The sequence below is a fragment of the Pseudarthrobacter sp. HLT1-7 genome, assembly GCF_059383435.1.
Window position 1 is genome coordinate 1 of record NZ_JBWZCH010000003.1, and the last position, 23,460, is coordinate 23,460.

A 23,460-nucleotide genomic window follows, 5' to 3' on the forward strand; every position below is an offset into this window, starting at 1 on the left:
CACTCTACGAGGAAAAAGCTCCCCAAACCGCTTGACAAAAAACATAGGGACACCCCCCCCCCGGATTCTCCCTGTTGGTGCGGATCGGGGAACCTGATCCCGGGATGCTGTGCTGGGCCAGCCGCTGGAGAGCCTCTACCTGGATCCACTGGACGACGTCGTCCGGCAGAATGGCCTCAGTGTCTATCCGGGCTGGGACGGCAGCCTGCAGCTGCTGATCGACATCAAGAGCCACGGCGAAAGCACCTACGCCGCGATCGAGCAGGAACTGCGCAAGCACCCGGCGCTGATGACCCGTCACAGCAAGGGAAAAGTCCACACCGGCCCGGCCCGATGCCCGAGGCGGAACGCGCCAAACTACACGCCTATGTGGCGGACGCGCACACCAAGGGCTACCGGGTACGTTTTTGGGCGACCCCGGACCAGCCGGGCGACGCGCGCGAAGCCGTCTGGACCGAACTCCACCGGGCAGGCGTTGACCACATCAACACCGACGATCTCGCAGCACTGAAGCAGTTCCTCGAAGCCCAGAAGGGATAACACCCGTGAGTTGAACTTGCCGCAGCGGTCAGGGTCGGGGCTGAGCTTAGTTCAGGGTATTCGCCTCGACGGCCAGGCCGGGCTCGGCGTCCGTGACGATGGACTTGACCTCGGAGGAGGAAATGCGGGTGGCCAGTTCGGTGACGACGGCCTGGAGTTCCTGCCGCAGGACGTCGGGATCGATGGACGCCGAGGCGAGCACTGAGCGCTCCATGTCGGCGGCTTCGGCCACAGCCCGGCGGCCACGGTCGGTCAGGGACACGACGTGGCTGCGGCGGTCCGAGGTGCTGCGCTGCCGGGAAATGTGGCCGTGCACTTCCAGACGGCTCAGGGTTTTCCCCATGGTCTGCGCCTGGACCCGCACCAGAAGGGCCAGTTGCGCCTGCGTCATGGGCCCGTTAGCCGAGAGCACTTCCATGGCGATGACCCCGGCATGGGTCAGCCCAATGGCCCCCAGCTTCTCGTTCCAGGAGTGTTCAACAAGGCGGGCTGCCGTGGACAATAGGCGCCCAGTGGGCCAGCGATCCATATCAGGCATACCAACAAGTATAGCGAGCGTAGGGTTCGCCGCCCGCACCGTTGCTCAATAGCTCAGGTACACCCACCCCCGATGGGGGCCGACTGGCCGACGGGACACCCGGTTGACCGGGCGCCCGGGAACAGGGCTGGTAAGATCTTCGCGGACCTCGGGGGTATCTGTGAAGCGACATGCAAAAGGGCAGCCTGCCCGCGCGGTGTTCCGCACAATCGGCCTGCCCGTCGTTGCGATGGCGATGGCACTTTTTACGTATGTAGTGGCCCGGCTGCTGCACGGCGAGGGGTACCTCGCCGTCGTCGATGGCTGGATGTCCATGGTCACCGAAGCTGTTACGGTGGCCGTCTGCTGGCTGGCCCTGCGACGCTCCACAGCGGTACCGGGCGAGCTTGTTCTGGCTGCGCTTGCGGTGACGGCGACTGCCCTGGGCGATGCCTACTACATGCTGGCCCGGGAGCCGTCGGGCACCGTCCCCGCGCCTTCTCCAGCCGACGTCGGCTATGTCCTCTTTTATGCCTTGATGCTGCTCGCTCTGGCTGTGGTTGTGGTCAAACGGCTGCGAACGGCTGCATGGCCGGTCCTCCTGGACAGCGCCGTGGCCGCCTGCGGCGCCGCTGCGGTCCTGGCGGTTCTCCTCGAACCCGTACTGGACTCCGCCGGCGACACGCCCATCTCGGCCGGCACTGTCATCGCTGTCGCGTATCCGCTTTTCGACCTGATGCTTATTGCCGTGATTGCGGCCATCATCGCGTCGCAGCGCGCATCCGATAAGCACTGGGCCCATCTCGTCGCCGGACTGCTTTTGTTCGCCGCCGCCGATGTCGTATTCGCGCTCGGCGAAGCATCCGGGGCCTATTCCGTTGGCTCGGTCCTGGACCTGGTGTGGGCCACCGGGCTGGCGCTCATTGCGCTGTGGATTGACCGTGCCTCGCGTCCGGAGGGCCAGGGCCGGCGCCGGGGCAGAGCGCATCAGGCACTGGTTGTGCCGGGCCTCGCGACGGCGGCCGCTTTGGGAGTTCTACTCCTGGGCAGCCAGCAGCACGTGCCGTCGTACGCCCTGGTGCTGGCCAGCATAACCCTGGTCCTTGCGGCCGTTCCGATGGCCTTCCGCCACCGCCTGCTCCGCCGGTTGACCCGCACGGATGACCTGACCGGACTGCTGAACCGGCGGGCCTTCAATGATGACTGCACCGAACGCCTTGCGGCCGCCGGGAAGCGGAATGGCGCGCTGCTGCTCCTTGACCTGGACCGTTTCAAGGAAATTAACGACAGCCTTGGCCACGAGGCCGGCGACCGCCTGCTGATCCAGGTGGGAGCGCGGTTAGTGCGTTCGCTTCGCCCCGATGACCTGCTGGCCCGGCTCGGCGGCGATGAATTCGCGGTGCTCCTGGCCGACAGCGACGGCGACGAAGACGAAGCGACGGCCGTCGCCCACAAGCTCCGGAATGCCCTGGCGGAGTCATTCACGTCTGGAGGCATAGCGCTACGGACCAGCGTCAGCATCGGCGTCGCGCTTTTCCCGGTGCACGGGAACAACGTCAACACGTTGCTGCGCAAGGCCGATATGGCGATGTACCGCGCCAAGGCGGCTCGCAGTGGACACCACATCTATCATCACGACGACGACCGGCAGGGTGAGTTGCGGCTGCGGACTGTTCAGGAACTGCGGACCGCACTGGCCTCGGATCAGCTAATTCTGCACTATCAGCCCCAAGTCGACCTTGCCACGGACGAGATCCACGGCGTCGAAGCCCTGGTCCGTTGGGACCACCCCACCCGCGGCGTACTGGCGCCGGCCGAGTTCCTTGGCCTTGCCGAGGAATGCGGTCTGATGCACGACCTCACTGCTGTGGTGCTGGCGAAAGCACTGGATCAGGCGGCCCGGTGGCATGCGAAACACGAACCACTGACGGTCGCGGTGAACATCTCCGCCAGTTCCCTGGTGGACATCGGGCTGCCGCGCAGGGTCGGTTCCATGCTGCGCGAGCGCAGGCTGCCGGCAAGTGCCCTGGTCCTGGAAATCACCGAGGACTTCCTCATGGCGGACCGTGATCGAGCGCGGGAAATCCTGACCCAGCTCAGGGAGAGTGGTGTGCAGATCGCCGTTGATGACTTCGGCACGGGCTATAGTTCACTCGCATACCTTCGTGAACTGCCCATCGACGAGCTCAAGCTCGACCGGTCCTTCGTGCAGCCGATGGACACGGATCCCCGGGCCTCGGCGCTTGTTGCCTCCACCATTGCCCTGGCGCACAGCCTGGGGTTGCGGATTGTGGCGGAAGGTGTGGAGAGCCAGGAAACGAAGGACGAGCTGAAAGCGCTCGGCTGCAACAACGCGCAGGGATACTTTGTCTCGAGACCCGTCGGTGCGGCGGAGCTGGACCGCTGGCTCGCCGCCCGCCGGCTGGAACCCGTCCGGCAGGTCTAAGACAAGTCGAAGCGGAGCTGGCCAGCCGCAGCATCGGGGACAAACGAGCCCGCGGACGCCCACGTTGGCAAACCCGATCCAGCCTCAAACACCGTAAGGAGATTATCTTGCCTGAACGACTCATTCCCGGAGCCCCGGCACCGGAATTCACGCTGAAGGATGCTGACGGGAAGGACGTCTCGCTGAAAGATTTCCGTGGCCGCAGCACTGTTGTCTACTTCTATCCGGCAGCGTCCACCCCGGGGTGCACCAAGCAGGCCTGCGACTTCCGCGATTCCCTCACATCGCTGCAGCACGCAGGCTACGACGTCGTCGGCATCTCCCCCGACCCAGTGGGCCAGCTCGCCAAGTTCGCAGCCGCGGAAGGCCTGACTTTCCCGCTGCTCTCCGACGAGGGCCACGCCGTCGCGGAGTCCTACGGGGCCTGGGGCGAGAAAAGGAACTACGGCCGGACGTACGAGGGACTCATCCGTTCCACCGTCGTCGTCGACCCTGAAGGCAAGGTCGCCGCAGCCCAGTACAACGTCCGGGCCACCGGGCATGTCGCGAAGCTCCGCCGCGACCTCAGGCTGGACGGCTAGCCGGGTACAATGGAGCGTGGCATTCGCCGTCGACGGTCCCTTGACCTGACAGACGGTGCCGCGCGCGAGTGGTGAAATTGGCAGACACGCAGGATTTAGGTTCCTGTGCCTTCGGGCGTGGGGGTTCAAATCCCCCCTTGCGCACAGTGAAAGAACCCCGGTCGCTGACCGGGGTTCTTCCTTTTAAGACGACGGCGTGCTGTTCTGCGGCTACGGTTCACCCCGCCCCGCTGAACCTGGCCTGCCCGCGGAGGCCCAGCTCCCCAAAAAAAGATCAAAACCGCACCCATCCGACTCCCCGCACCCGACGAATCCCCAGCGAGACACCAAAGTAAGGGTCCGTGCCCACCAAATCGGACATGGGCCGGAGCGGCAAAGGTCGCCACAGGCAACAATCGGCATAACTAAGGAGAAACCGAAATGCAGACCATCAAGCGCAACACCTTCGCCGTTGCAGGTATCGCCGCTGCAGCCATGCTCAGCCTCAGTGCCTGTGGCGGATCCAGTACCACCGCTTCCAGTTCCTCGGCTCCGGCCTCCACGCCGTCAGCCTCCAGCATGGCGCCGTCGCCGTCCATGAGCTCCTCAGCGGCCATGGATCCGGCAGCCAACCTCGTCGGTGCGGGCTGCGCCGGTTACGCCGCGAAGGTCCCCAGCGGTGCCGGTTCCGTCTCCGGAATGGCTCTCGATCCGGTAGCCGTCGCCGCCTCGAACAACCCGATCCTCACCACGCTGACCGCGGCCGTTTCCGGCAAGCTCAACCCCAAGGTGGACCTGGTGGACACCCTGAACGGCAGCGAATTCACGGTCTTCGCCCCGACGGATGATGCTTTCGCCAAGATCGACGCCGCGACGATCGAGACGCTCAAGACCGATGATGCCCTCCTGAGCAAGATCCTGACCTACCACGTGGTCCCCGGCCAGATCAGCCCGGACAAGATCGTGGGCACCCACAAGACCGTTCAGGGCGGTTCCGTCACCGTCACCGGCAGCAAGGACGCCCTCAAGGTTGACGACGCCGGTGTTGTCTGCGGCGGCGTTATGACGGCCAACGCCACTGTATACATGGTGGACTCCGTCCTGATGCCCAAGTAAGCAGCCCCCCAAGCGCTCCTGCTCCGGTCTCAGCCTGACTCCCTGGACCGACCTGGAGAACGGAAGGCCCGCAACCTCTGGTGCGGGCCTTCCGTTTGAGGGCCGGGAGGTTTTGTGAACCTGGGCGGTCTGCCGTTCGGGCGGGCCGACCGCCGTCGGCCGGGCCGGTCAACTAGACTGGGGGCTGTTCCGCAGCCGGCGGTCCGCCCAGTCCCCAGAGGTGATTCCCGAGTGCCCAGCAGTACAGTGCGCCCCAATGCAGTGCGCCCGAGGACAGTGCGCCGCATCACGGCCGGCCTCAGTGCCATACTCCTAATGCTGCCGCTCGCCTCGTGCACCGGATCCCCCGCTCCCGCCCCCAGCTCCCCGACTGCTTCTGCCGGCGCTTCTGCCGGCGCTAACGACGGCGGCCCCAGCGCCGTGTTCACGTTCGGCACCGCCTCCGAGCCCCTGGGGCTGGACCCGGCCCTCGTCTCGGACATCGAGTCCTACCGTGTTACCCGCCAGGTCCTGGAGGGGCTTGTGGGCGTGGACCAGACCACCGGGCAGCCGACGCCGTTGCTCGCCACCGAGTGGAATACCGGTGACGAAGGCCGCAGCTACGACTTCAAGCTCCGCGAGAAGGTGAACTTCCAGGACGGTGCGCCGTTCGATGCCGCGTCCGTCTGCAGCAACTTCAACCGCTGGTTCAACTTCCCGGAGGCGCTGCGGAAGCAGGCCGCGGGAACCACCTTCAAGGGCGTCTTCAAGGCCCACGCCGATCAGGCGTCCCTCTCCATCTATAAGGGCTGCACCGCCGTCGCCCCGGACAACGTGAAGATCGAACTCACGCAGCCTTTCACCGGGTTCCTGCAGGCCCTGGCACTCCCCGCCTTCGCCCTGTCCTCGCCGCAGGCCCTGGCGGCCCGGAACGCGGACGTGCTCAACCAGAGCCGCGACGGGCAGCCCGTCTCCGCCTACGGCCTGCACCCGGTGGGAACCGGCCCCTTTGTCTTCGACTCCTGGGACAAGGGCAACATCACCCTTGCCAGCAATAAGAGCTACTGGGGGGACAAGGGCCAGATCGGGACGATCAACTTCGTCACCTACGATCACACCCAGACCAGGATGCAGGCCCTCCTGGACGGCAAGATCGACGCCTATGACGCCGTCACGGTGGAGAACTTTGACCAACTTGTCAAACGCGGCAAGCAGATCATCCAGCGGGACCCGTTCTCTGTCATGTACCTCGGCATGAACCAGGAAGTCCCTATCCTGCAGAACATCAAGGTCCGCCAGGCCATCGAGATGGCACTGGACAAAGACACCCTGATCCGCCGGTTCTTCATCGACAACACGGCCCAGGCTTCCCAGTTCGTCCCGCCGAAGCTCAGCGGATTCAACAACAACGCCCCGTCGCTGGGGCACAACCCGGCCAAGGCCAAGGAACTGCTCACCGAGGCCGGCTACAACGGCGAGGAACTGAAGTTCTACTACCCGCTCAACGTCACCCGGCCCTACCTCCCGACGCCGGAGAAGGTCTATGCGGAGATCAGCAAGCAACTGACCGCCGTCGGGCTTAACATCAAGCCGGTACCGGTTGACTGGTCCGAAGGCTACCTGCAGAAGGTCACGTCCGCCGGTGATCACGGCCTCCATCTGCTGGGCTGGAACGGCTCCTATTCGGATCCGGACAACTTCGTCGGCCCGCTTTTTGGCGAGAACACCGGGGAATTCGGTTACCAGGACCCGCAGGTCTTCTCCAAGATTGCCCGGGCCCGCGGATTGCCGGACGGCAAGGAGCGTACAGAGCAGTACCAGACCATTAATGCCCAGATCGCCGCCACCGTGCCCGCCGTTCCCATCGCCTTCCCGATTTCCGCCCTGGCCCTGTCCGATCGTGTGCTCAAGTACCCGGCGTCGCCCGTCCTGAACGAAGTTTTCACGAAGATTGAGCTAAGGCCTTGACGGACTGACCCAATTTCAGTTAGAGCGCACCGCGGGGATATTCTGTGACAGCCAGACCCGCTGCTATCGGAGACTGATTGTGACTTTCATTTCCAAGACCCAACATGCCGACGTCGTCCTGATTGGCGGCGGCATCATGAGCGCCACGCTCGGCGCGTTCCTCAAGCAGCTCGAGCCGAACTGGACAATTTCCCTGTTCGAAAAGCTTGATGAGCCCGGCCTGGAAAGCTCCGGCCCCTGGAACAACGCCGGCACCGGCCACGCCGCCCTGTGTGAGCTTAATTACTCTCCCGCCGCCAAAGACGGTTCTGTGGACCCTGCCAAGGCCCTGCTCATCAACGAGCAGTTCCAGCTGTCCCGCCAGTTCTGGTCCCACCTGACCACCAACGGGATGATCGGCTCGCCCAAGGGCTTCATCAACACGGTTCCGCACATGAGTTTCGTGATCGGCGAGGACAACACCAGGTTCCTGCGCACCCGCTATGAGGCCCTCAAGCCGAACCCGCTGTTCCGCTCGATGGAGTACTCCGAGGACCATGCCCAGATCGCCAAGTGGGCCCCGCTGATCGTCAAGGGCCGCGACCCGAAGCAGCGCATTGCGGCAACCCGCGCAGCGGAAGGGACCGACGTCGACTTCGGCGCCCTGACCCGCGAACTGACCGGCTACCTGGGCAGCAACGGCGTGGAAATAAACTACGGCCACGACGTCTCCGGCATCAAGCGCGCGTCCGGCGGCGGCTGGGACCTATCACTCAAGCACCCGCAGTCCGGCGAGCACGGCTCGATCCACGCGAAGTTCGTCTTCGTGGGGGCCGGCGGCGGCGCGCTGCACCTGCTGCAGGCCTCAGGCATCCCGGAAAGCAAGGGCTACGGCGGCTTCCCGGTCTCGGGCCAGTTCTTCCGCTGCACCGACGAGGCCCTCGCCGCCCAGCACAGTGCCAAGGTCTACGGCCAGGCATCGGTCGGCGCACCGCCCATGTCTGTGCCGCACCTGGACACCCGCTTCGTCCACGGCAAGCGCTCGCTGCTGTTCGGCCCCTACGCCGGCTTCTCCACCAACTTCCTCAAGACCGGTTCCTACCTGGATCTGCCGCTGTCCATCCGGCCCTCCAACATCATCCCGATGCTGGCCGTCGCCAAGGACAACATGGACCTCACCGCCTACCTGGTCAAGGAAGTCGCCAAGCGCCACGGCGCCAAAGTTGAGGCCCTGCGCGAGTACTACCCGGAAGCACAGGACGCCGACTGGGAACTCATCACGGCCGGCCAGCGTGTTCAGATCATCAAGAAAGATCCGAAGAAGGGCGGCGTGCTGCAGTTCGGCACCGAAGTCATCGCTGGCCGCGACGGCTCCATCGGCGCCCTGCTCGGCGCGTCCCCCGGCGCGTCAACCGCCGTGCCGATCATGATTGAACTGCTCCAGAAGTCCTTCCCGAAGAACTTCAAGGGCTGGCAGTCCAAGTTCAAGGACATGATGCCCGGCTACGGCATCAGGCTTAACGACAACCCGGAACTCGCCGCCCGACTGGAAGCCGAGACGGCCAAGGCACTGCAGCTGGAACCGGTCAACGCTCCCCGTACCTGACGCCCGCTCCGGGTTGCGGGCGCTTCACTTCTTTGATGTATGACCCTCGACCCTCCAGGAGTCCATGAGATGTTCCGGCTCGCAACACTTTCGCTGGCAAACCGGGCGCTGATTGCGCTGGTCACCGTGTTCGCGTCCGTCTTCGGCGTGATCACGATGTCCTCGCTGAAGCAGGAGCTCATCCCGTCCATCGAGTTCCCGCAGATCACGGTCATCACCTCGATGCCCGGGGCCTCGCCGGAAGTCGTGGACAAGCAGGTCAGCGGCCCGCTGGAGACGGCGCTCAACGGCGTCGAAGGCCTGGAGTCCACGTCGTCCACCTCGCGCAACGGCGTCTCGCAGATCTCCCTGGTGTTCACCTACGGCTCGAACCTGGACCGTGCCCGGAACCAGATCGACCGCGCCATCTCCAACGCCAAACGGTCCCTGCCGGCCGATGTCCAGCCGCAGGCGATCGCCGGCAGCATCAGCGATTTCCCGATCGTCTTCCTCGCGGTCTCCTCGGACAAGCCGCTCAGCGAGCTGAACTCCGATCTGGCCCGGCTCAGCGTGCCGCGGCTGCAGAAGCTCGACGGCGTCCGCGGCGCCGATCTGACCGGCGGCGCCACCCAGCACATCAAGATCCTGCCGCGCCCCGAGGCGATGGCGGCGTCCGGCGCGAGCATCCAGTCCATCAGCAATGCGCTGAAGAACAACGGCGCCCTGATTCCGGCCGGCACCATCGAGGAACAAGGCAAGACCCTCTCGCTGCAGATCGGCAGCCCGGTGGATTCCCTCGACGCGATTAAGGCTCTCCCGCTCGGCGGCGCCAGGGATGCCGCCACGATCGGCAGCGTCGCGGAGGTGAGCATCGCCGAGGACGCCCGCACCTCGATCACCCGGACCAACGGCGAGGAAACCCTGGCCCTGTCCGTCACCAAAAAGCCCGAGGGCGACACGGTGGCCATTTCCCGCGCGGTAAAGGAGTCCATCCCCCAGCTGGAGGCCGAACTCGGCTCCAATGCCAGGTTCACCCCGATCTTCGATCAGGCGCCGTTCATCGAGAAGTCCATCAAGGACCTCACCACCGAGGGTCTGCTGGGACTGGGCTTCGCCGTCGCCGTGATCCTGGTGTTCCTGATGTCCGCACGCGCCACCCTGGTGACTGCCGTGTCCATCCCGCTGTCCCTGCTGATCACGTTCATCGGACTGTCGGCCACCGGCTACTCGCTGAACATCCTGACCCTCGGGGCGCTCACCATCGCGATCGGCCGGGTGGTGGACGACTCGATCGTGGTGATCGAGAACATCAAACGCCACCTGAGCTACGGCGAGGCGAAGATCACCGCGATCCTGACCTCCATCCGCGAGGTCGCCGGCGCCATCACCGCCTCCACCCTGACCACCGTGGCCGTCTTCCTGCCGATCGCTTTTGTGGCCGGCCTGGCCGGCGAACTGTTCCGGCCGTTCGCGATGACAGTCACCATCGCGCTGCTTTCCTCGCTCCTGGTGTCATTGACCATCGTGCCGGTGCTGGCGTACTGGTTCCTGCGCAATCCTGCCGACAAGGCCGGCGCCCCGGAAGGCTCAGCCCGGGAGATAGCGGCCAGGGCCCACGAGGCAGAGCAGCGCACAGTGCTGCAGCGCGGTTACATGCCGATCCTGGCCAAAACCCAGAAGCACCCGGCCGTGACCCTGATCGCGGCCGTCCTGGTGCTCGGCGGTACCGCCGCCATGACCCCGCTGCTGGCCACCGATCTGCTGGGCAGCTCGGGCGAAAACAGCATGACCGTCCGGCAGAGCCTCCCCGCCGGCACCAGCCTTGCCGAGGCCGGCGCTGCCGCCATTAAGGTGGAGGAAGTATTGCGGGAGATCGACGGCGTCAAGGACGTCCAGGTCACCACCGGCAACGCCCGGACCGGCTTCTCCGCGCTGCTGTCGGCCGGCACCTCAAGTTCCAGCTTCACTGTGGTCACGGAGGAGAAGGCCAACCAGGGCAAACTCAAGGACACCGTCCGCGGCGAGCTCGCCAGGATTCCTGATGCTGGCAAAATCACCGTGGGCTCGCAGCAGGGCGGCTTCGGCACGACGTCGACCGTGGACATCACTCTCAAGGCCGCCACCACCGCGGACCTCCGCGCCGCGAGCGAGGCCATGGTCACGGCCATGGACGGCGTCCCTGGATCCTCCGAGGTGGCCACCAACCTGGCAGCCAGCCAGCCGGTGGTCCAGGTCAAGGTGGATCGGGCCAAGGCCGTCGCCGCAGGCCTGAACGAGGAGCAGGTGGCCGGGGTGCTGGCCGCCACCATCAGCCCGATTCCGGCCGGAACCGTGCGCATCGAGACCAACGACTTCCCGGTCCGGATCGGCGAAGGCACCCGCTTCAGCAGCATCGGCGCCGTCCGGGACATACCGCTCCCGACGGCGCGCGGCCCCGTCCCGCTGGGCAGCATCGCCGCCGTGGAGCAGGTGGACGTGCCCGTCTCGATCACCGCGAGCAACGGCCAGCGGACCGCGCGCGTTTCCGTCACGCCGTCGGGCGCCAACCTCGGCGCGGTGAGCACCGAAGTGCAGGCGCGGCTCAAGACAGTCCAGCTGCCGCCGGGCGTCACGGCTGAGATCGGTGGCGCCACAACGCAGCAGGCTGAGTCCTTCGCCCAGCTCGGCCTGGCCCTGCTGGCAGCCATCGCGATCGTCTACGTGATCATGGTCGCCGCGTTCAAGTCGCTCATCCAGCCGCTGATCCTGCTCGTCTCCGTCCCGTTCGCGGCTACCGGCGCTATTGGGCTGCTGCTGGTGACCGGGGTGCCGCTGGGCCTGCCATCGCTGATCGGCATGCTGATGCTGGTGGGGATTGTGGTGACCAATGCGATTGTGCTGATCGACCTCATCAACCAGTACCGTCGGCCGCGGAACGGCGAGCCCGGGATGAGCGTGGCGGACGCAATCACACACGGCGCCCGCCAGCGGCTCCGGCCGATCCTGATGACGGCCCTGGCCACCGTGTTCGCGCTGACGCCGATGGCCCTGGGCTTGACCGGCGGAGGCGGCTTCATCTCGCAGCCGCTCGCCATCGTGGTGATCGGCGGCCTGATCTCCTCCACGGCACTGACCCTGGTCCTGGTACCGGTGCTGTACCGGCTGGTCGAGGGCAGGCGCGAACGGAAGACGCTGGCGACGGCGGACGCAACGGACGCGACGCCGCCGCGTGGTTGCCGCGCCGCCGCGGGCCGCACCGGCGTCGTGAGCGGCATAGGGGTTGTGAGCAGTAGCGGCGTTGAGGGCAGTACCGGCGTTGAGGGCAGGCAGGGCGTCGTGAGCGGCCCGGCCGGTCACGAGGACGGCCAGCTTTCAGGGACCGACGAGGCCCCGGCCCTGCGCAACTAGAGGTCATGTTCGCTGGTTCGTCGGTGGGTTAGACGCACCTGGACCTGTTCATGCCGCGCGGGACATGCCCATTCTTCGCACCCGGGACTGGGCACAATGCCACTATGCCCACCCGTTGCCCCCGGCGCGGGTTATGTCCCTTTCGGGCCAGCGTCCAGTCCAGCGGGACATGCCCATTCCTCGCACCCGGGACCGGGCACAATGACACTATGCCCACCCGCGGCCCCGGCGCGGGGCATGTCCCTGAGTCCCGCCGCCGGGAATATTCGCGAGGGGCAGGCGTTATACCGGTCGATAGATGCAAATGCATGTATCGCGGCTATAGTAGAAGCAGCTCCCGGAAGACTCCGGCCACGGAAAGGCCCACCATGCAGATCGGCGTATTCAGCGTCAGCGACATCACCACCGACCCCACCACGGGGCGCACGCCTACAGAGCACGAGCGCATCAAGGCGTCCGTGGCGATCGCCAAAAAGGTCGAGGACATCGGCATGGATGTCTATGCCATCGGCGAGCACCACAACCGGCCGTTCTTCTCCTCCTCCCCCACCACCACCCTCGCCTACATCGCGGCCCAGACCGAGCGGATCATCCTGTCCACGGCGACGACGCTGATCACCACCAATGACCCGGTGAAGATCGCCGAGGACTTCGGCATGCTGCAGCACCTGGCCGACGGCCGCGTGGACCTGGTCCTGGGCCGCGGCAACACCGCACCGGTCTACCCCTGGTTCGGCAAGAACATCCAGGACGGGATCGAACTCGCGATCGAAAACTACGCCCTGCTGCGCCGCCTCTGGGACGAGGACACCGTGAACTGGTCCGGCAAGTTCCGCACCCCGCTGCAAAACTTCACGTCCACCCCGCGCCCGCTCGACGGCGTGGCACCCTTCGTGTGGCACGGCTCCATCCGCACACCGCAGATCGCCGAAGTGGCCGCCTACTACGGCGACGGCTTCTTCGCGAACAACATCTTCTGGCCCAAGGAGCACTACCAGCAGCTGATCAGCCTCTACCGCGAACGCTACGAGCACTACGGCCATGGCAAGGCAGACCAGGCGATCGTGGGCCTCGGCGGACAATTCTTCATGCGGAAGAACTCCCAGGACGCCGTTAAGGAGTTCCGCCCCTACTTCGACAACGCCCCGGTCTACGGACACGGCCCCTCGCTGGAGGACTTCACCTCACAGACTCCGCTGACCGTGGGCAGCCCGCAGGAAGTCATCGAAAAGACCCTGACCTTCCGTGAGTACTTCGGCGACTACCAGCGCCAGCTGTTCCTGATCGACCACGCCGGCCTGCCGCTGAAAACGGTCCTCGAACAGCTGGACCTGTTCGGCGAAGAGGTACTGCCGGTGCTCCGCAAGGAATACGCCGCCCTCACCCCGGCGCATATTCCGGAGCCGCCCACCCACGCCGGCCGGGTGGCTGCCTCCCTGGCCGCAGCCGGTCAGCCCGCCGGCGAAACCACCAGCCCCGCCGGCAACACGAGCGCGTGATGGCCGCCCAGACAGCCGGGTCACCCGTACGCCTGGCCGCGGAAACCTGGGAATCCCTGTTCCGCGCCCAGGTGGCAGTGATGCGCAAGCTGCAGGCAGCACCCGCCTTCAAGACGCTGCCGCTCAATGAATACGACGTGCTCTTTACGCTCTCCCGGTGTCCGTCCGGGTGGCTCCGCCAGAACGAGCTCAACGATCACATCCTGCTCAGCCAGTCCAGCCTGAGCCGGCTGGTGGAACGGCTGGAAAAGCGTGGACTCGTGGAGCGGAAGCCCGTTCCCGAGGACGGCCGCGGGGTACAGATCAAGCTCACCGAGGCCGGCTGGGAGCTCCAACGGCAGATCGGCCGGGAGCACGTCCGTGACATCGTGACCCTGGTCGGCCCCGCGCTCACGGCCGCCGAACAGCAGGAGCTGCTGCGCCTGACGGAGAAGCTGCGGGCATCGGTGACGGCACGCTGAATGTGCGCTGACGACGCCGGCCCGGCGGACCGGGTCTCCGGCGACCGTTAGCGGAGCACGACGAGCTTCGACGGATCCTCGTCCGGCAGTTCGCCGTTTACGATCGCGGTGACCCTGAGTTCGTTCAGCGCCAGGCTCCCGCCCACCGTGGACAGGAACGCGGTATCCGAGGAATCGCGGCCCGCGGTGATCCGCAGCATACTTTCGCGCGGCGCCAGGCCGGTCGGATCGATCACGTGCCAGGCCCCGTTGATGTGGGCCTCGGCCACCGCGTGGAAGTCCATTGGACTCAGCCCGGGGGCGTACACGGCGGCCAGCCGGGCCGGTACGTTTTTGGAGCGCAGGAGCGAGATCGCCAGATGGGCGAAGTCGCGGCAGACACCGCGGCGGTGCAGGAGGGTCTCTACGGCGCCGTCGGTCCCCCGCGACGATCCGCTGAGGTACCGCAGCTCGCTGAAGACCCAGTTGCGGACGGCCTGCAGGAACTCCACGCCCTGAAGGCCGCCGAATTCCGCATAGGCGGTGGGCAGCATCCGGTCGGACTCGGCATAGCGGCTGGGACGCACAAAGCGGATGAGTTCCATCAGCCCCGGTTCTTCCGGCAGCGCGAAGCCTGTGATGGTGGCGGTGTACTCCACGAGGACCTCGGCGGGTTCCGCGAACTCCATGTAGTGGAAGCGGCCGCCGTGGTGGTCCGAGAGCTCGGTCACCGGGATGTCCTCGCCGCCGGATGTCACGGAAAGCGACTCCTCGAAGCTGTTGTAGCCGGCGTTGCGTGCCACCGCCACCGCCAGGGCCACCTTGGTATCCGCCACGGTCTGGAAGGCCAGGCGGACGGCTGCGGTGCGTTCCATGTTTCTCCGTGGTGTGGGGTAACAACAGGTGGAGTCACCGCTCCCGGCCACGGGCGGGCGGGGCAGGACTAGTTCTTGATCTTCAGAGACATTAGCATCCGCTGGACGTTGGCGAATTCCGGGCCCTCGTTGACGTATTTAGCCGCCTGGTCCAGGGTGTCGAAGGACTTCGCCGGGGCCACTTTCTGATCGGGGGCGGGCGGCTTCAGGACCGTCAGGTCACCGAAGGAGTAGTCGCCCGCACCCTCGGGACCGCGAACCATGTTCTGCAGCGCACAGGATTTTCCGCCGGCACCGCCCACGATGTTGGTGATGCCATATGAGCCGAAGTACTTGTAACCCTGGATGACCCGGAACACAACATGCGGGTCAATGGTCCCGTCGCCGGCCCGGTGCGGCAGCTCCACCGGGACGCTGCTCACGACGACGTACGGCTTGGCGGCGTCGTCCGCACAGGCCGGGGCGGGCTGCGGTGCCAGACCGGTCTGCAGGGTGGCCAGGTAACCGCCCTTGGCGTCCTTGACCTCGATCTTGAGCGCGCCCGGCCTGGTTCCCGGCTCGGGTGTCACGGATTGGGCAATCCATTCCTGCGGGAGCTCGAAGCTGACGTTTTTCGCCGGATCGGCGAAGACTTTCCAGGCCGACGCCGTCGAGCTCGGTGCCGCTGACCCGGAGACCGTGGCGCCGGGCGAGCCGCCCGGCGTGGCGCCGCCCGCGGACGGGTCCGCTGACGTCGTACTCCCGCCCGAACTGCCGCCCGGGCCGGAACCTGCCGTCCAGGCCGGTGTCCCTTTATCCTCGGTGCTGCAGCCGGAAAGCACGACGGCGATGACCGCCAGCGCCGCGGCGATCCGGACCCCGCTGGCCCCCGTGCCCCGAAAAATATCCGTCCCAGTCATTGTGCCAGCGTAGCCCTGCCCGGACCCGTTCAGGGTGTCCGGACCAGCGTTTCGCAGAAGCCGGCACGGCCCACGGCGTCCCGAGCGGAACCTTCGCACCCACGGCGTGCATGAAGCCGCGCGCCCGGACGTCGACGTCCGGGCGGGTACTGGAAGGGGCAATCCGCGGTAAAAAAAGCCGCCGGGAAAGCGGGATACGCTGGGGTTATGGCGGATCACGAATTTGGGGAAAGTGTGGCGGACGTCTCCGCTGTCGACATCGCGGACTGGCGGCTCCGGACCTTTGCGCTCTATGCCACCGTGCGGAAGCTCGCAGCCGAGGACCCGGCCGAGGCCCACACCTACTGGCGCCACGAACGGGACCGGATGTTCGGCGCCCACCCCGCCTCGCCGCTCACGGCCGCCGCGAAGTCGAGCTTCGACGGGCTCAAGACGGCGGACTACGATCCGATCTACCGCTTCCACATCCCGCTGACCAGCGAGGGCGCCGGGCGGGAGATGAATGTGGAGACGGGAACGGACGGCCAGGTCCGTTTCGTCCGGCTTGGCACCCTGGATCTGCCGGAGCTGGGCCAGCTCGCGGTCTGGAAACTCAACGGTTACGGCGGCGGCATCTTCGTGCCCTTCCGTGACGCCACGGCCGGGCAGCCCGGAGGCAGCTACGGCGCCGGCCGCTACCTGCTGGACACCATCAAGGGCGCCTACCACGGCACCCACGTCACCGGCCCGGCGGCCGAGTTCGTGGTGGACTTCAACTTCGCCTACAGCCCGTCCTGCGCCTACAACGAAGCCTGGGCATGCCCCCTCGCCGGACCGTCCAACCGGCTCGCCGTGGAGATCCCCGTCGGCGAGCTGTACTGACCCGCTGTACTGACCTGCGGGCCGCCGTCGCGACCGGTCCAGCGTGGCAGTCGGCTCTGCCGGCCTGACCCCACGACTCCGTTTCCGGAAAACAGGCCATGGTGTGACAGGCTTGAGGGATGGAATCTGCCGCGCCCGCCACTAAGCTCGAGCAGCCGCCATCTCCCCCACAGGCCCCGTTCAGACCGAATTCCCGCCGCTACCGCGGCATTCTCCGGTATCCGGCTTTCCGGCAGCTAATCCGGTTCACCGGCGTCGGGATCATCTGCACGGTGACTTCCCTGGCCCTCTACGCCCTGTTCCGGCCCTGGCTCGGCTCCCAGCCGGCCAACGCGGCGGCCCTCATCCTCACTTCGATTATGAACACGGCGCTGAACCGGAGGCTGACGTTTAAGATCACCGAGCGGCACCGGATGAAACGCGACCACCTCAACGGGCTGATCGTGATCCTCGTGGCACTGCTGATTACCGGCGGCAGCCTGGCTGTGCTGCACTGGATCAACCCGGCTGCGACGATGGCCGACGAACTCTGGACCACAACGCTGTCCGGCTTCGTGGCCACCGCCGTGCGCTTCACCCTGCTGCGGCACTGGATCTTCCGACGCGCCCGGCACCGCTAAACCCGGTTTGAGCTATCACTTAATGGTGCTCTGAGCGCCCGATAACGACCGGAACTGATAGCTCAACGGGTGTCGGGTGTCAGGGGGCCTGGCCGAGCGACTTGACGCTCCCGACGGCGGTTCGCACGGCGGCCGCCGCTGCCTGCAGTTCGGCTGCCGTAATCGTTGAATCGAAGCTGAACCGCACCGCCGTCTGCGCGACTTCGGCGTCGATCCCCATGGCCCGCAGCACCGGGGACGGCTCGTCCGAACCCGCGGCACAGGCGGAGCCGCTGGAGCAAATGACGCCCTGGCGCTCAAGTTCCAGCAGCACGGACTCCCCGCTGGTTCCGGGGAAGCAGAACGACGCCACGGAGGGCAGCCGCTCCGACGGGTGGCCGGTGAGGACCGCGCCGGGGACACCGGCCAGTACCGTCCGGATGAATTCATCGCGCAGGGCGGCAATCGGCGCCTCGAGCTCAGGCTGTGACCCCCGGGCCAGCGTAAGCGCTGTCGCCAGCGCCACGGCGCCGGCAACGTTCTCGGTTCCCGAGCGGCGCCCGCGTTCCTGCCCCCCGCCATGGATCACGGGCTCCAGCCGGGTCCGGCTGCGCACGAACAGGGCACCACTTCCCTTGGGTGCCCCGAGCTTGTGTCCGGAAAGGCTGAGCGCGTCGATGCCCAGTGGGGCGGTGTCCAGCGGCAGCCAGCCGGCGGCCTGCACAGCGTCGGTGTGGAACGGAATGCCCTGCGCGCGGGCAAGCTCGGCGAGCACTGCCACAGGCTGCACCGTGCCCACCTCGTTGTTGGCATACATGATGCTGACCACGGCGGTTTCGGGCCTGAGGACCGCGGCGAGGGCCTCCCCGGTGACGCTGCCGTAGCAGTCCACCGGCACCACGTCGACGGCGAAGCCGTGCACCCGTTCGAGGTAGCGGGCCGATTCCTCCACGGCGGGATGCTCGACGGCGCTGATCACCACGCGGTCCAGCCGCGGGTCCGCGGCGCGGCGGGCGAGCGCAATGCCCTTGACAGCCAGGTTGTCCGCTTCCGTGCCGCCAGAGGTGAAGATGACCTCGCCCGGGCGGCAGCCCAGAGCCTTGGCCGTCGCGGCCCGCGCCCCGGCCAGCGCTCTGGCGGCGGCATCACCGAGGGAATGGTGGCTCGAGGGGTTACCGAACTCCCCCGTGAGGTACGGCCACATGGCCTCAAGCACCTCTCGGCGGACCGGAGTGGTGGCCGCAGCGTCCAGGAAGATCATGGTGTTCGTCGGTCTGCCGGCGGTTCGGTGCCGGGTTCGGTGCCGGCTTCAAGGGCCAGTTCAATATCGAGCCCGAGGTCCAGGGCTGCGACACTGTGGGTGAGCCCGCCGATCGAGATGACATCCACCCCGGTCGCGGCGATGCCCGCCACCGTGGCCAGGTTGACGTTGCCGCTGGCCTCCACCCGGGCCCGTCCCCCGATCAGCGCCACCCCGGCCGCCAGCTCGGCCAGGGTGAAATTGTCCAGCATGATGGTGTCCACCCCGGCGGCCAGCACCGGTTCGATCTGCTCCATGGCGTCCACTTCCACCTCGAAGTGCACGGTATGGCCCAGCCGCGCCTTGGCCTCAAGCAGCACCGCCGTGAGCTTTGACGCGTCTCCCCCGGTGAGAACGGCCAGGTGGTTGTCCTTGGCCAGAACGGCATCGGACAGGCTGAAGCGGTGGTTCGTGCCGCCACCGCAGCGGACGGCGTAGCGTTCGAGCACGCGCAACCCCGGCGTTGTCTTCCGGGTATCGGTGATCCGGGCCCCGGTACCGTCGACGCACGCAACGAACTCCGCGGTCTTCGTGGCGATGGCACTCATCCGCTGGACCAGGTTCAGGGCCACGCGCTCGGCCAGCAGCACCGCGCGGGCGTTCCCGGTGACCCTCGCGAGCGGCGTTCCGGCGACAAAGGCCGTGCCGTCCGCGACCAGGAGAACGACGGCGGCGTCGGCATCGGTCAGCTTCATCGCGGCGGCGAACACCTCGCCGCCGCTGAGTATGCCGGGCACGCGGGCGGCCAGGACCGCCGTCGCCCGGGCGGCGGCAGGGATGAGCATCTGCGAGGTGATGTCCCCGTACGGGGCGTCCTCCAGCAGGGCGGCCCGCAGCACGGCGTCGACGGCGGTAGCGGGCAGCGATCCGGCGAGCGCCGGCGGCGTCGACGGCGTGGTGGGGCGCGCCGCTGTTCCGGTGCGTGCAGTGGTTGCAGCAGTACCGGGTGCTGTCATGACGAGATCCTTTGCTTGGAACGGGACTCGGCGGTGTGCCGGTGGCCGGATCTGCCGGCCGGCGGGGCTGGGCGGGCCGGGGCAGCGGGTACCGCGGGGCGTGCGGCGCTGGGATCGGCGTCGGCGCGGTAGTGGGCGCCGACGGAACCGGTCCGCTGCCGTGCCGCTGCCACGAGCAGCTGAGCGGCCAGCAGCAGGTTCCGCGCTTCGTGGGCGGACTGATCGAGGCGGGTCCGGTGATCCGCTCGCCGGGTGGCTGCGGCCCACTCGGCGAGCCGGGCCGCGGCGGCGTCGAGTTCGGCGCCGGTACGCAACACACCGGCCGCGCCCGTCATCAGGCGACGCAGGGCGTCCCGGCTGAAGGGAGCGGTTGCCGGCCCGGGGACGCGGAACTCGGGCAGTTCGGGCCGCGTACCGGCGGCGGACGGCATACCGGCGGCGGACGGCATACCGGCGGCGGACAGGGCAGGGGCCGAATCGACGGCGTCCTGCCCGGCGGCGGCCGAGCCCAGGATGGCTTCGACCGCACGCCGGCCAAAGACGAGTCCTTCCAGCAGCGAATTGCTGGCCAGCCGGTTGGCTCCGTGCACCCCCGTGCACGCCACTTCGCCGGCGGCGTACAGGCCCGGGACGGAGGTGCGTCCCCGGAGATCGGTGGACACACCGCCCATCCAGTAGTGTGCCGCCGGAGACACCGGAAGCGGTTCCGCGGTCCAGTCGTAGCCCGCGGCGCGGGTGGCCGCACTGATGGTGGGGAACCGCCGGGCCAGGAACCCCGGACCGCGCGCGGCCTCGATCCCCCGGGCGTCCAGGTACACCGGGCTGTCCGCGGCCACCCCTGTGGCGGCCAGGTGCAGCGCGATGCTGCGGGAGACGACGTCGCGCGGGGCCAGTTCTGCGTCCGGATGGTAGTCCGGCATAAAGCGGTATCCGGCGGCGTCCAGCAGGACTGCCCCCTCGCCGCGGACCGCCTCGGAGACCAGCAGCGCCGGCGGGCCGCCGGGGAGCTCCTCGGCGGCCAGCGTGGTGGGGTGGAATTGGAAGAACTCGAGGTCCTGCACGGCCGCGCCTGCACGCCAGGCCAGGGCGAGGCCATCGGCGGTTGCCACGGACGGGTTGCTGGTCCGGGCAAAGAGCCTGCCGGCGCCGCCCGTGGCGAGCAGCACCGCATCGGCGGCCAGCCGCCTGGACTGCCCGTTAACGAGGTAGGCGACCCCGGTAACGCGCGCCGCCGCCGTCGGGCTCCCGGCGCCGGTCAGGAGTTCGGTCACGAAGGCGCCCGTCTCGACCCGGAGCCGGCCCTGGACTGCACGGTCGAGGACAGCGGCCACGAGGGCACGGGTGATCCGGGCGCCGGTAGCGTCGCCGCCGGCATGCAGGATGCGGGCGGCGGAGTGTGCGGCCTCGAGGCCCAGCGCCGGCCCGCCCGCGGGTCCGGCGTCGAAGCGCACGCCGAAACGCCGGAGCCCGGCGATGTCCCGGACGGCCTCGGTGCAGAGTATCCGCACGGCTTCGGGATCGTTGAGGCCGGCGCCGGCGGCGAGCGTGTCGGCGATGTGGGCCGCGGCGGAATCGCCCGGCGCCGCCTCCCCCGGCGGCAGCACGGCAGCGACGCCGCCCTGGGCATAGAAGGTGTTGCTCTGTTCCAGGGTCCCCTTGCTCAGCAGCACCACCTCGGCAGCGCCGGGCCACCCGTTCTGCGCGGACACGGCGCCGGGCCTCCCGCCCTGCGCGGACACGGCGTCGGAGGACACGGCCTCGGAGGACACGGCGTCGGAGGCGAGCAGCGCGGCGTAGAGTCCGGCGATCCCGCTGCCAACCACCACCAGGCGCCTGGTCACGGCCGCGCCGCCAGCATGCGCTCCAGGGCGATCCGCGCCGGGGCCGCGACAGTGTCCTCCACGGTGATGCGGTTGAGCACCTCACCCCGGACCAGCGCCTCCAGGACCCAGGCGAGATAGCCGGGGTGGATCCGGTACATCGTGGAGCAGGGGCAGATCACCGGGTCCAGGCAGAAGATCGTGTGCTGCGGGTATTCCGCGGCCAGCCGGTTGACCAGGTTGACCTCGGTGCCGACGGCGAAGGTGGTCGGTTCGGTGGCGGCCGCGATGGCCTTGCGGATGAAGTCCGTGGAGCCGGCGGAATCGGCGGCATCCACCACCTCCATCGGGCATTCCGGGTGCACGATCACCTTGACCCCCGGGAACTCGGCGCGGGCCTTCTCGATCTGACCCACGTTGAAGCGCTTGTGGACGGAGCAGAAACCGTGCCAGAGGATCACGCGGGAATCGAGCAGGGCCTGCTCACCGTTGCCGCCGAGGTCCTTGCGTGGGTTCCACAGCGGCATCTGCTCCAGCGGCACGCCCATGGCCTTGGCGGTGTTGCGGCCCAGGTGCTGGTCCGGGAAGAACAGCACACGCTGGCCGCGCTCGAACGCCCACTCCAGCACGGTGGCGGAGTTGGATGAGGTGCAGACGATCCCGCCGTGCTCGCCGCAGAAGCCTTTGAGGGCGGCGGAGGAATTCATGTAGGTGACGGGGATGACCGGGACCCGGCCGTCGGCGTCGGGCTCCGTGCCGAAGAGCTCCTCAAGCTGTTCCCAGCATTCGGTCACGGAGTCGATGTCCGCCATGTCCGCCATGGAGCAGCCCGCGGCAAGGTTGGGCAGGATCACGGCCTGGTCCGGCCGGGACAGGATGTCCGCGGTCTCGGCCATGAAGTGCACGCCGCAGAAGATGATGGCCTCCGCATCCGGCCGGGTCAGGGCGGCGTTGGCGAGCTGGAAGGAGTCGCCCACGAAGTCGGCGTATGCCACCACCTCATCGCGCTGGTAGAAGTGGCCCAGGACGACGGCGCGGTCCCCCAGCGCCGCTTTGGCGGCGCGGATCCGGACGTCAAGTTCGGCGTCGCCGGCGAGCTTGTATTCCTCGGGGAGCTGGCCCTGCCGCGGCGTCGAGGCCGGGGCGGCGTCGGCTGTGGAGGCGCCGGGGCCGTAGGCGGGCACACCGGCGAGCGCCTCGGCGAGGTCGAAGTCCCAGGGGCCGCGGGCGAGCGCCGGGCTGCAGGTCGAGGCTGTTGCCCGGCCATTGGCGCTGCTGCCGGCGGCCTGTTCGCGCGTGATCAGCTGGATAGCCGTGTTGACGCTGCTCATGGTGTGCTCCTGTTGTCCGGGTCAAGGCCTGGGCGGCCGGTATAGCGGTAGAGGCGGGGCGGTCGGTGTTTGCCGCCCTGCAGGTATTCGCCGGTTTCTGCGATCTCCGGCGTGGCTTTGATCTGCCGGCGGAAGTTCGCCGGATCCAGTTCGCGGTCCAGGACGGCCTCGTAGACCTCCCGGATCTGGGCGAGGGTGAAGTACTCGCCAAGTAGGTGGTAGGCAATGGACCCGTAGGCCATCTTGTTGCGCAGCCGCCCGAGCGCGTAGTCGATGATGGCGTTGTGATCGAAGGCCAGTTCCCCGAGGCGGTCGGCGCGGAACCAGCGGACGTTCTCCGACTCGTCGGCGAGCGCGGCCTCGGTCGGCTGGACCAGGGCCCAGTACACGATCGATACAATGCGCTGCGCCGGCGAGCGGTGCAGCCCGCCGAAGGCGTAGAGCTGCTCGAGGTAGCGGGGGTCCAGTCCGGTGGTGTCGCGCAGGTTCCGGGACGCAGCATCCTGGAGGGACTCCGCGGGGGTGAGCGGGCCGCCGGGGAGCGCCCACAGGCCCTTGAACGGTTCGCGGATCCGGCGCACCAGCGGAATCCAGAGGGTGGGGCGTCCCGAACTTTCGCTCGGCCGAAGTGCGAAGATCACGGTAGAGATAGCCAACGACGGCGGCGCGAACTGACGCTCTGCAACGTTGGCGGCTGTTGTGTAAACGGTGATTCACCCCGCATCCTGAGGCTCCGGACCGGCCCCTTCGGACTGCCCGGACGGATCCGGCCCGACCGCCGGAGTAGTTATAGTCAGATTGAC

19 protein-coding genes and 1 tRNA gene are annotated in these 23,460 nt (G+C 67.5%); 12 read left to right on the plus strand and 8 right to left on the minus strand.

Annotated elements, in window-relative coordinates:
• The first annotated feature begins 333 nt into the window (after positions 1-333).
• Complete coding sequence (locus AC50X6_RS03680; RefSeq protein ID WP_494964932.1) at positions 334-540, plus strand: hypothetical protein; 207 nt, start codon at positions 334-336, stop codon at positions 538-540.
• Positions 541-586: 46 nt separating this feature from the next.
• Here the strand turns inward: AC50X6_RS03680 and AC50X6_RS03685 are convergent, their stop codons facing one another.
• Entirely contained in the window at positions 587-1,069 is a 483-nt protein-coding gene (locus tag AC50X6_RS03685) for a MarR family winged helix-turn-helix transcriptional regulator (protein ID WP_494965137.1), read from the minus strand.
• Between the two features lie 205 nt (positions 1,070-1,274).
• Here AC50X6_RS03685 and AC50X6_RS03690 point away from each other — a divergent pair, with 205 nt between their 5' ends.
• From AC50X6_RS03690 to AC50X6_RS03730, 9 genes are all read left to right on the plus strand, one after another.
• Positions 1,275-3,503 (plus strand): putative bifunctional diguanylate cyclase/phosphodiesterase, encoded by a 2,229-nt coding sequence (locus AC50X6_RS03690; protein WP_494964933.1) that lies wholly within the window; start codon positions 1,275-1,277, stop codon positions 3,501-3,503.
• Between the two features lie 107 nt (positions 3,504-3,610).
• Positions 3,611-4,084: a thioredoxin-dependent thiol peroxidase gene (bcp, locus tag AC50X6_RS03695; RefSeq protein WP_494964934.1), complete on the plus strand. Its 474-nt coding sequence runs from the start codon at positions 3,611-3,613 to the stop codon at positions 4,082-4,084.
• A 62-nt stretch (positions 4,085-4,146) separates the two neighbouring features.
• Positions 4,147-4,228, plus strand: a tRNA-Leu gene (locus AC50X6_RS03700).
• A gap of 276 nt (positions 4,229-4,504) precedes the next feature.
• Complete coding sequence (locus AC50X6_RS03705; RefSeq protein WP_494964935.1) at positions 4,505-5,179, plus strand: fasciclin domain-containing protein; 675 nt, start codon at positions 4,505-4,507, stop codon at positions 5,177-5,179.
• Between the two features lie 315 nt (positions 5,180-5,494).
• A complete protein-coding gene (locus AC50X6_RS03710) occupies positions 5,495-7,126 on the plus strand; it encodes an ABC transporter substrate-binding protein (RefSeq protein WP_494965138.1) in 1,632 nt (543 codons plus the stop codon).
• A gap of 79 nt (positions 7,127-7,205) precedes the next feature.
• Positions 7,206-8,711: a malate:quinone oxidoreductase gene (locus AC50X6_RS03715; protein ID WP_494964936.1), complete on the plus strand. Its 1,506-nt coding sequence runs from the start codon at positions 7,206-7,208 to the stop codon at positions 8,709-8,711.
• A gap of 69 nt (positions 8,712-8,780) precedes the next feature.
• Positions 8,781-12,077, plus strand: a complete 3,297-nt coding sequence (locus tag AC50X6_RS03720; protein ID WP_494964937.1) for an efflux RND transporter permease subunit — start codon at positions 8,781-8,783, stop codon at positions 12,075-12,077.
• A 368-nt stretch (positions 12,078-12,445) separates the two neighbouring features.
• Positions 12,446-13,576: an LLM class flavin-dependent oxidoreductase gene (locus AC50X6_RS03725; RefSeq protein WP_494964938.1), complete on the plus strand. Its 1,131-nt coding sequence runs from the start codon at positions 12,446-12,448 to the stop codon at positions 13,574-13,576.
• Positions 13,576-14,037 carry a MarR family winged helix-turn-helix transcriptional regulator gene (locus AC50X6_RS03730; RefSeq protein WP_326965561.1) on the plus strand — a complete coding sequence of 154 codons (462 nt, stop codon included), beginning with the start codon at positions 13,576-13,578 and terminating at the stop codon, positions 14,035-14,037. Before AC50X6_RS03725 ends, AC50X6_RS03730 begins: the two co-directional genes overlap by 1 nt.
• A 47-nt stretch (positions 14,038-14,084) precedes the next feature.
• Here AC50X6_RS03730 and AC50X6_RS03735 read toward each other — a convergent pair whose 3' ends face one another.
• Complete coding sequence (locus tag AC50X6_RS03735; protein ID WP_494964939.1) at positions 14,085-14,891, minus strand: transglutaminase-like domain-containing protein; 807 nt, start codon at positions 14,889-14,891, stop codon at positions 14,085-14,087.
• 68 nt (positions 14,892-14,959) lie between these two features.
• Positions 14,960-15,790 (minus strand): hypothetical protein, encoded by an 831-nt coding sequence (locus AC50X6_RS03740; protein ID WP_494964940.1) that lies wholly within the window; start codon positions 15,788-15,790, stop codon positions 14,960-14,962.
• Positions 15,791-15,997: 207 nt separating this feature from the next.
• On the opposite strand from AC50X6_RS03740, the gene AC50X6_RS03745 reads away from it, so the two are divergent.
• A complete protein-coding gene (locus AC50X6_RS03745; RefSeq protein WP_494964941.1) occupies positions 15,998-16,651 on the plus strand; it encodes a DUF1684 domain-containing protein in 654 nt (217 codons plus the stop codon).
• Between the two features lie 119 nt (positions 16,652-16,770).
• Positions 16,771-17,271, plus strand: coding sequence for a GtrA family protein (locus AC50X6_RS03750; RefSeq protein ID WP_494964942.1), 501 nt, complete (start codon positions 16,771-16,773; stop codon positions 17,269-17,271).
• A gap of 79 nt (positions 17,272-17,350) precedes the next feature.
• Here the strand turns inward: AC50X6_RS03750 and AC50X6_RS03755 are convergent, their stop codons facing one another.
• The 5 genes from AC50X6_RS03755 to AC50X6_RS03775 are packed head-to-tail and all read right to left on the minus strand — an operon-like array spanning position 17,351 to position 23,370.
• Positions 17,351-18,511 carry a cysteine desulfurase family protein gene (locus AC50X6_RS03755; protein WP_494964943.1) on the minus strand — a complete coding sequence of 387 codons (1,161 nt, stop codon included), beginning with the start codon at positions 18,509-18,511 and terminating at the stop codon, positions 17,351-17,353.
• Complete coding sequence (gene nadC / locus AC50X6_RS03760; RefSeq protein ID WP_494964944.1) at positions 18,508-19,506, minus strand: carboxylating nicotinate-nucleotide diphosphorylase; 999 nt, start codon at positions 19,504-19,506, stop codon at positions 18,508-18,510. The genes AC50X6_RS03755 and nadC overlap by 4 nt, the downstream gene beginning before the upstream one ends.
• Positions 19,503-21,347, minus strand: a complete 1,845-nt coding sequence (locus AC50X6_RS03765) for an L-aspartate oxidase (RefSeq protein WP_494964945.1) — start codon at positions 21,345-21,347, stop codon at positions 19,503-19,505. Before AC50X6_RS03765 ends, nadC begins: the two co-directional genes overlap by 4 nt.
• Positions 21,344-22,657 carry a quinolinate synthase NadA gene (nadA, locus tag AC50X6_RS03770; RefSeq protein ID WP_494964946.1) on the minus strand — a complete coding sequence of 438 codons (1,314 nt, stop codon included), beginning with the start codon at positions 22,655-22,657 and terminating at the stop codon, positions 21,344-21,346. Before nadA ends, AC50X6_RS03765 begins: the two co-directional genes overlap by 4 nt.
• Entirely contained in the window at positions 22,654-23,370 is a 717-nt protein-coding gene (locus AC50X6_RS03775) for an NUDIX hydrolase (RefSeq protein WP_494965139.1), read from the minus strand. Before AC50X6_RS03775 ends, nadA begins: the two co-directional genes overlap by 4 nt.
• Positions 23,371-23,460: the final 90 nt, after the last annotated feature.

Bases quoted from the DNA above. Each gene is read 5' to 3' on its own strand.
- AC50X6_RS03740 (WP_494964940.1), bottom strand. From the start codon at position 15,790: ATGACTGGGACGGATATTTTTCGGGGCACGGGGGCCAGCGGGGTCCGG.
- AC50X6_RS03725 (WP_494964938.1), top strand. From the start codon at position 12,446: ATGCAGATCGGCGTATTCAGCGTCAGCGACATCACCACCGACCCCACC.
- AC50X6_RS03730 (WP_326965561.1), top strand. From the start codon at position 13,576: ATGGCCGCCCAGACAGCCGGGTCACCCGTACGCCTGGCCGCGGAAACC.
- AC50X6_RS03720 (WP_494964937.1), top strand. From the start codon at position 8,781: ATGTTCCGGCTCGCAACACTTTCGCTGGCAAACCGGGCGCTGATTGCG.
- AC50X6_RS03685 (WP_494965137.1), bottom strand. From the start codon at position 1,069: ATGGATCGCTGGCCCACTGGGCGCCTATTGTCCACGGCAGCCCGCCTT.
- AC50X6_RS03710 (WP_494965138.1), top strand. From the start codon at position 5,495: ATGCTGCCGCTCGCCTCGTGCACCGGATCCCCCGCTCCCGCCCCCAGC.
- AC50X6_RS03705 (WP_494964935.1), top strand. From the start codon at position 4,505: ATGCAGACCATCAAGCGCAACACCTTCGCCGTTGCAGGTATCGCCGCT.
- AC50X6_RS03755 (WP_494964943.1), bottom strand. From the start codon at position 18,511: ATGATCTTCCTGGACGCTGCGGCCACCACTCCGGTCCGCCGAGAGGTG.
- AC50X6_RS03735 (WP_494964939.1), bottom strand. From the start codon at position 14,891: ATGGAACGCACCGCAGCCGTCCGCCTGGCCTTCCAGACCGTGGCGGAT.
- nadA (WP_494964946.1), bottom strand. From the start codon at position 22,657: ATGAGCAGCGTCAACACGGCTATCCAGCTGATCACGCGCGAACAGGCC.
- AC50X6_RS03745 (WP_494964941.1), top strand. From the start codon at position 15,998: ATGGCGGATCACGAATTTGGGGAAAGTGTGGCGGACGTCTCCGCTGTC.
- nadC (WP_494964944.1), bottom strand. From the start codon at position 19,506: ATGACAGCACCCGGTACTGCTGCAACCACTGCACGCACCGGAACAGCG.
- AC50X6_RS03680 (WP_494964932.1), top strand. From the start codon at position 334: ATGCCCGAGGCGGAACGCGCCAAACTACACGCCTATGTGGCGGACGCG.
- AC50X6_RS03750 (WP_494964942.1), top strand. From the start codon at position 16,771: ATGGAATCTGCCGCGCCCGCCACTAAGCTCGAGCAGCCGCCATCTCCC.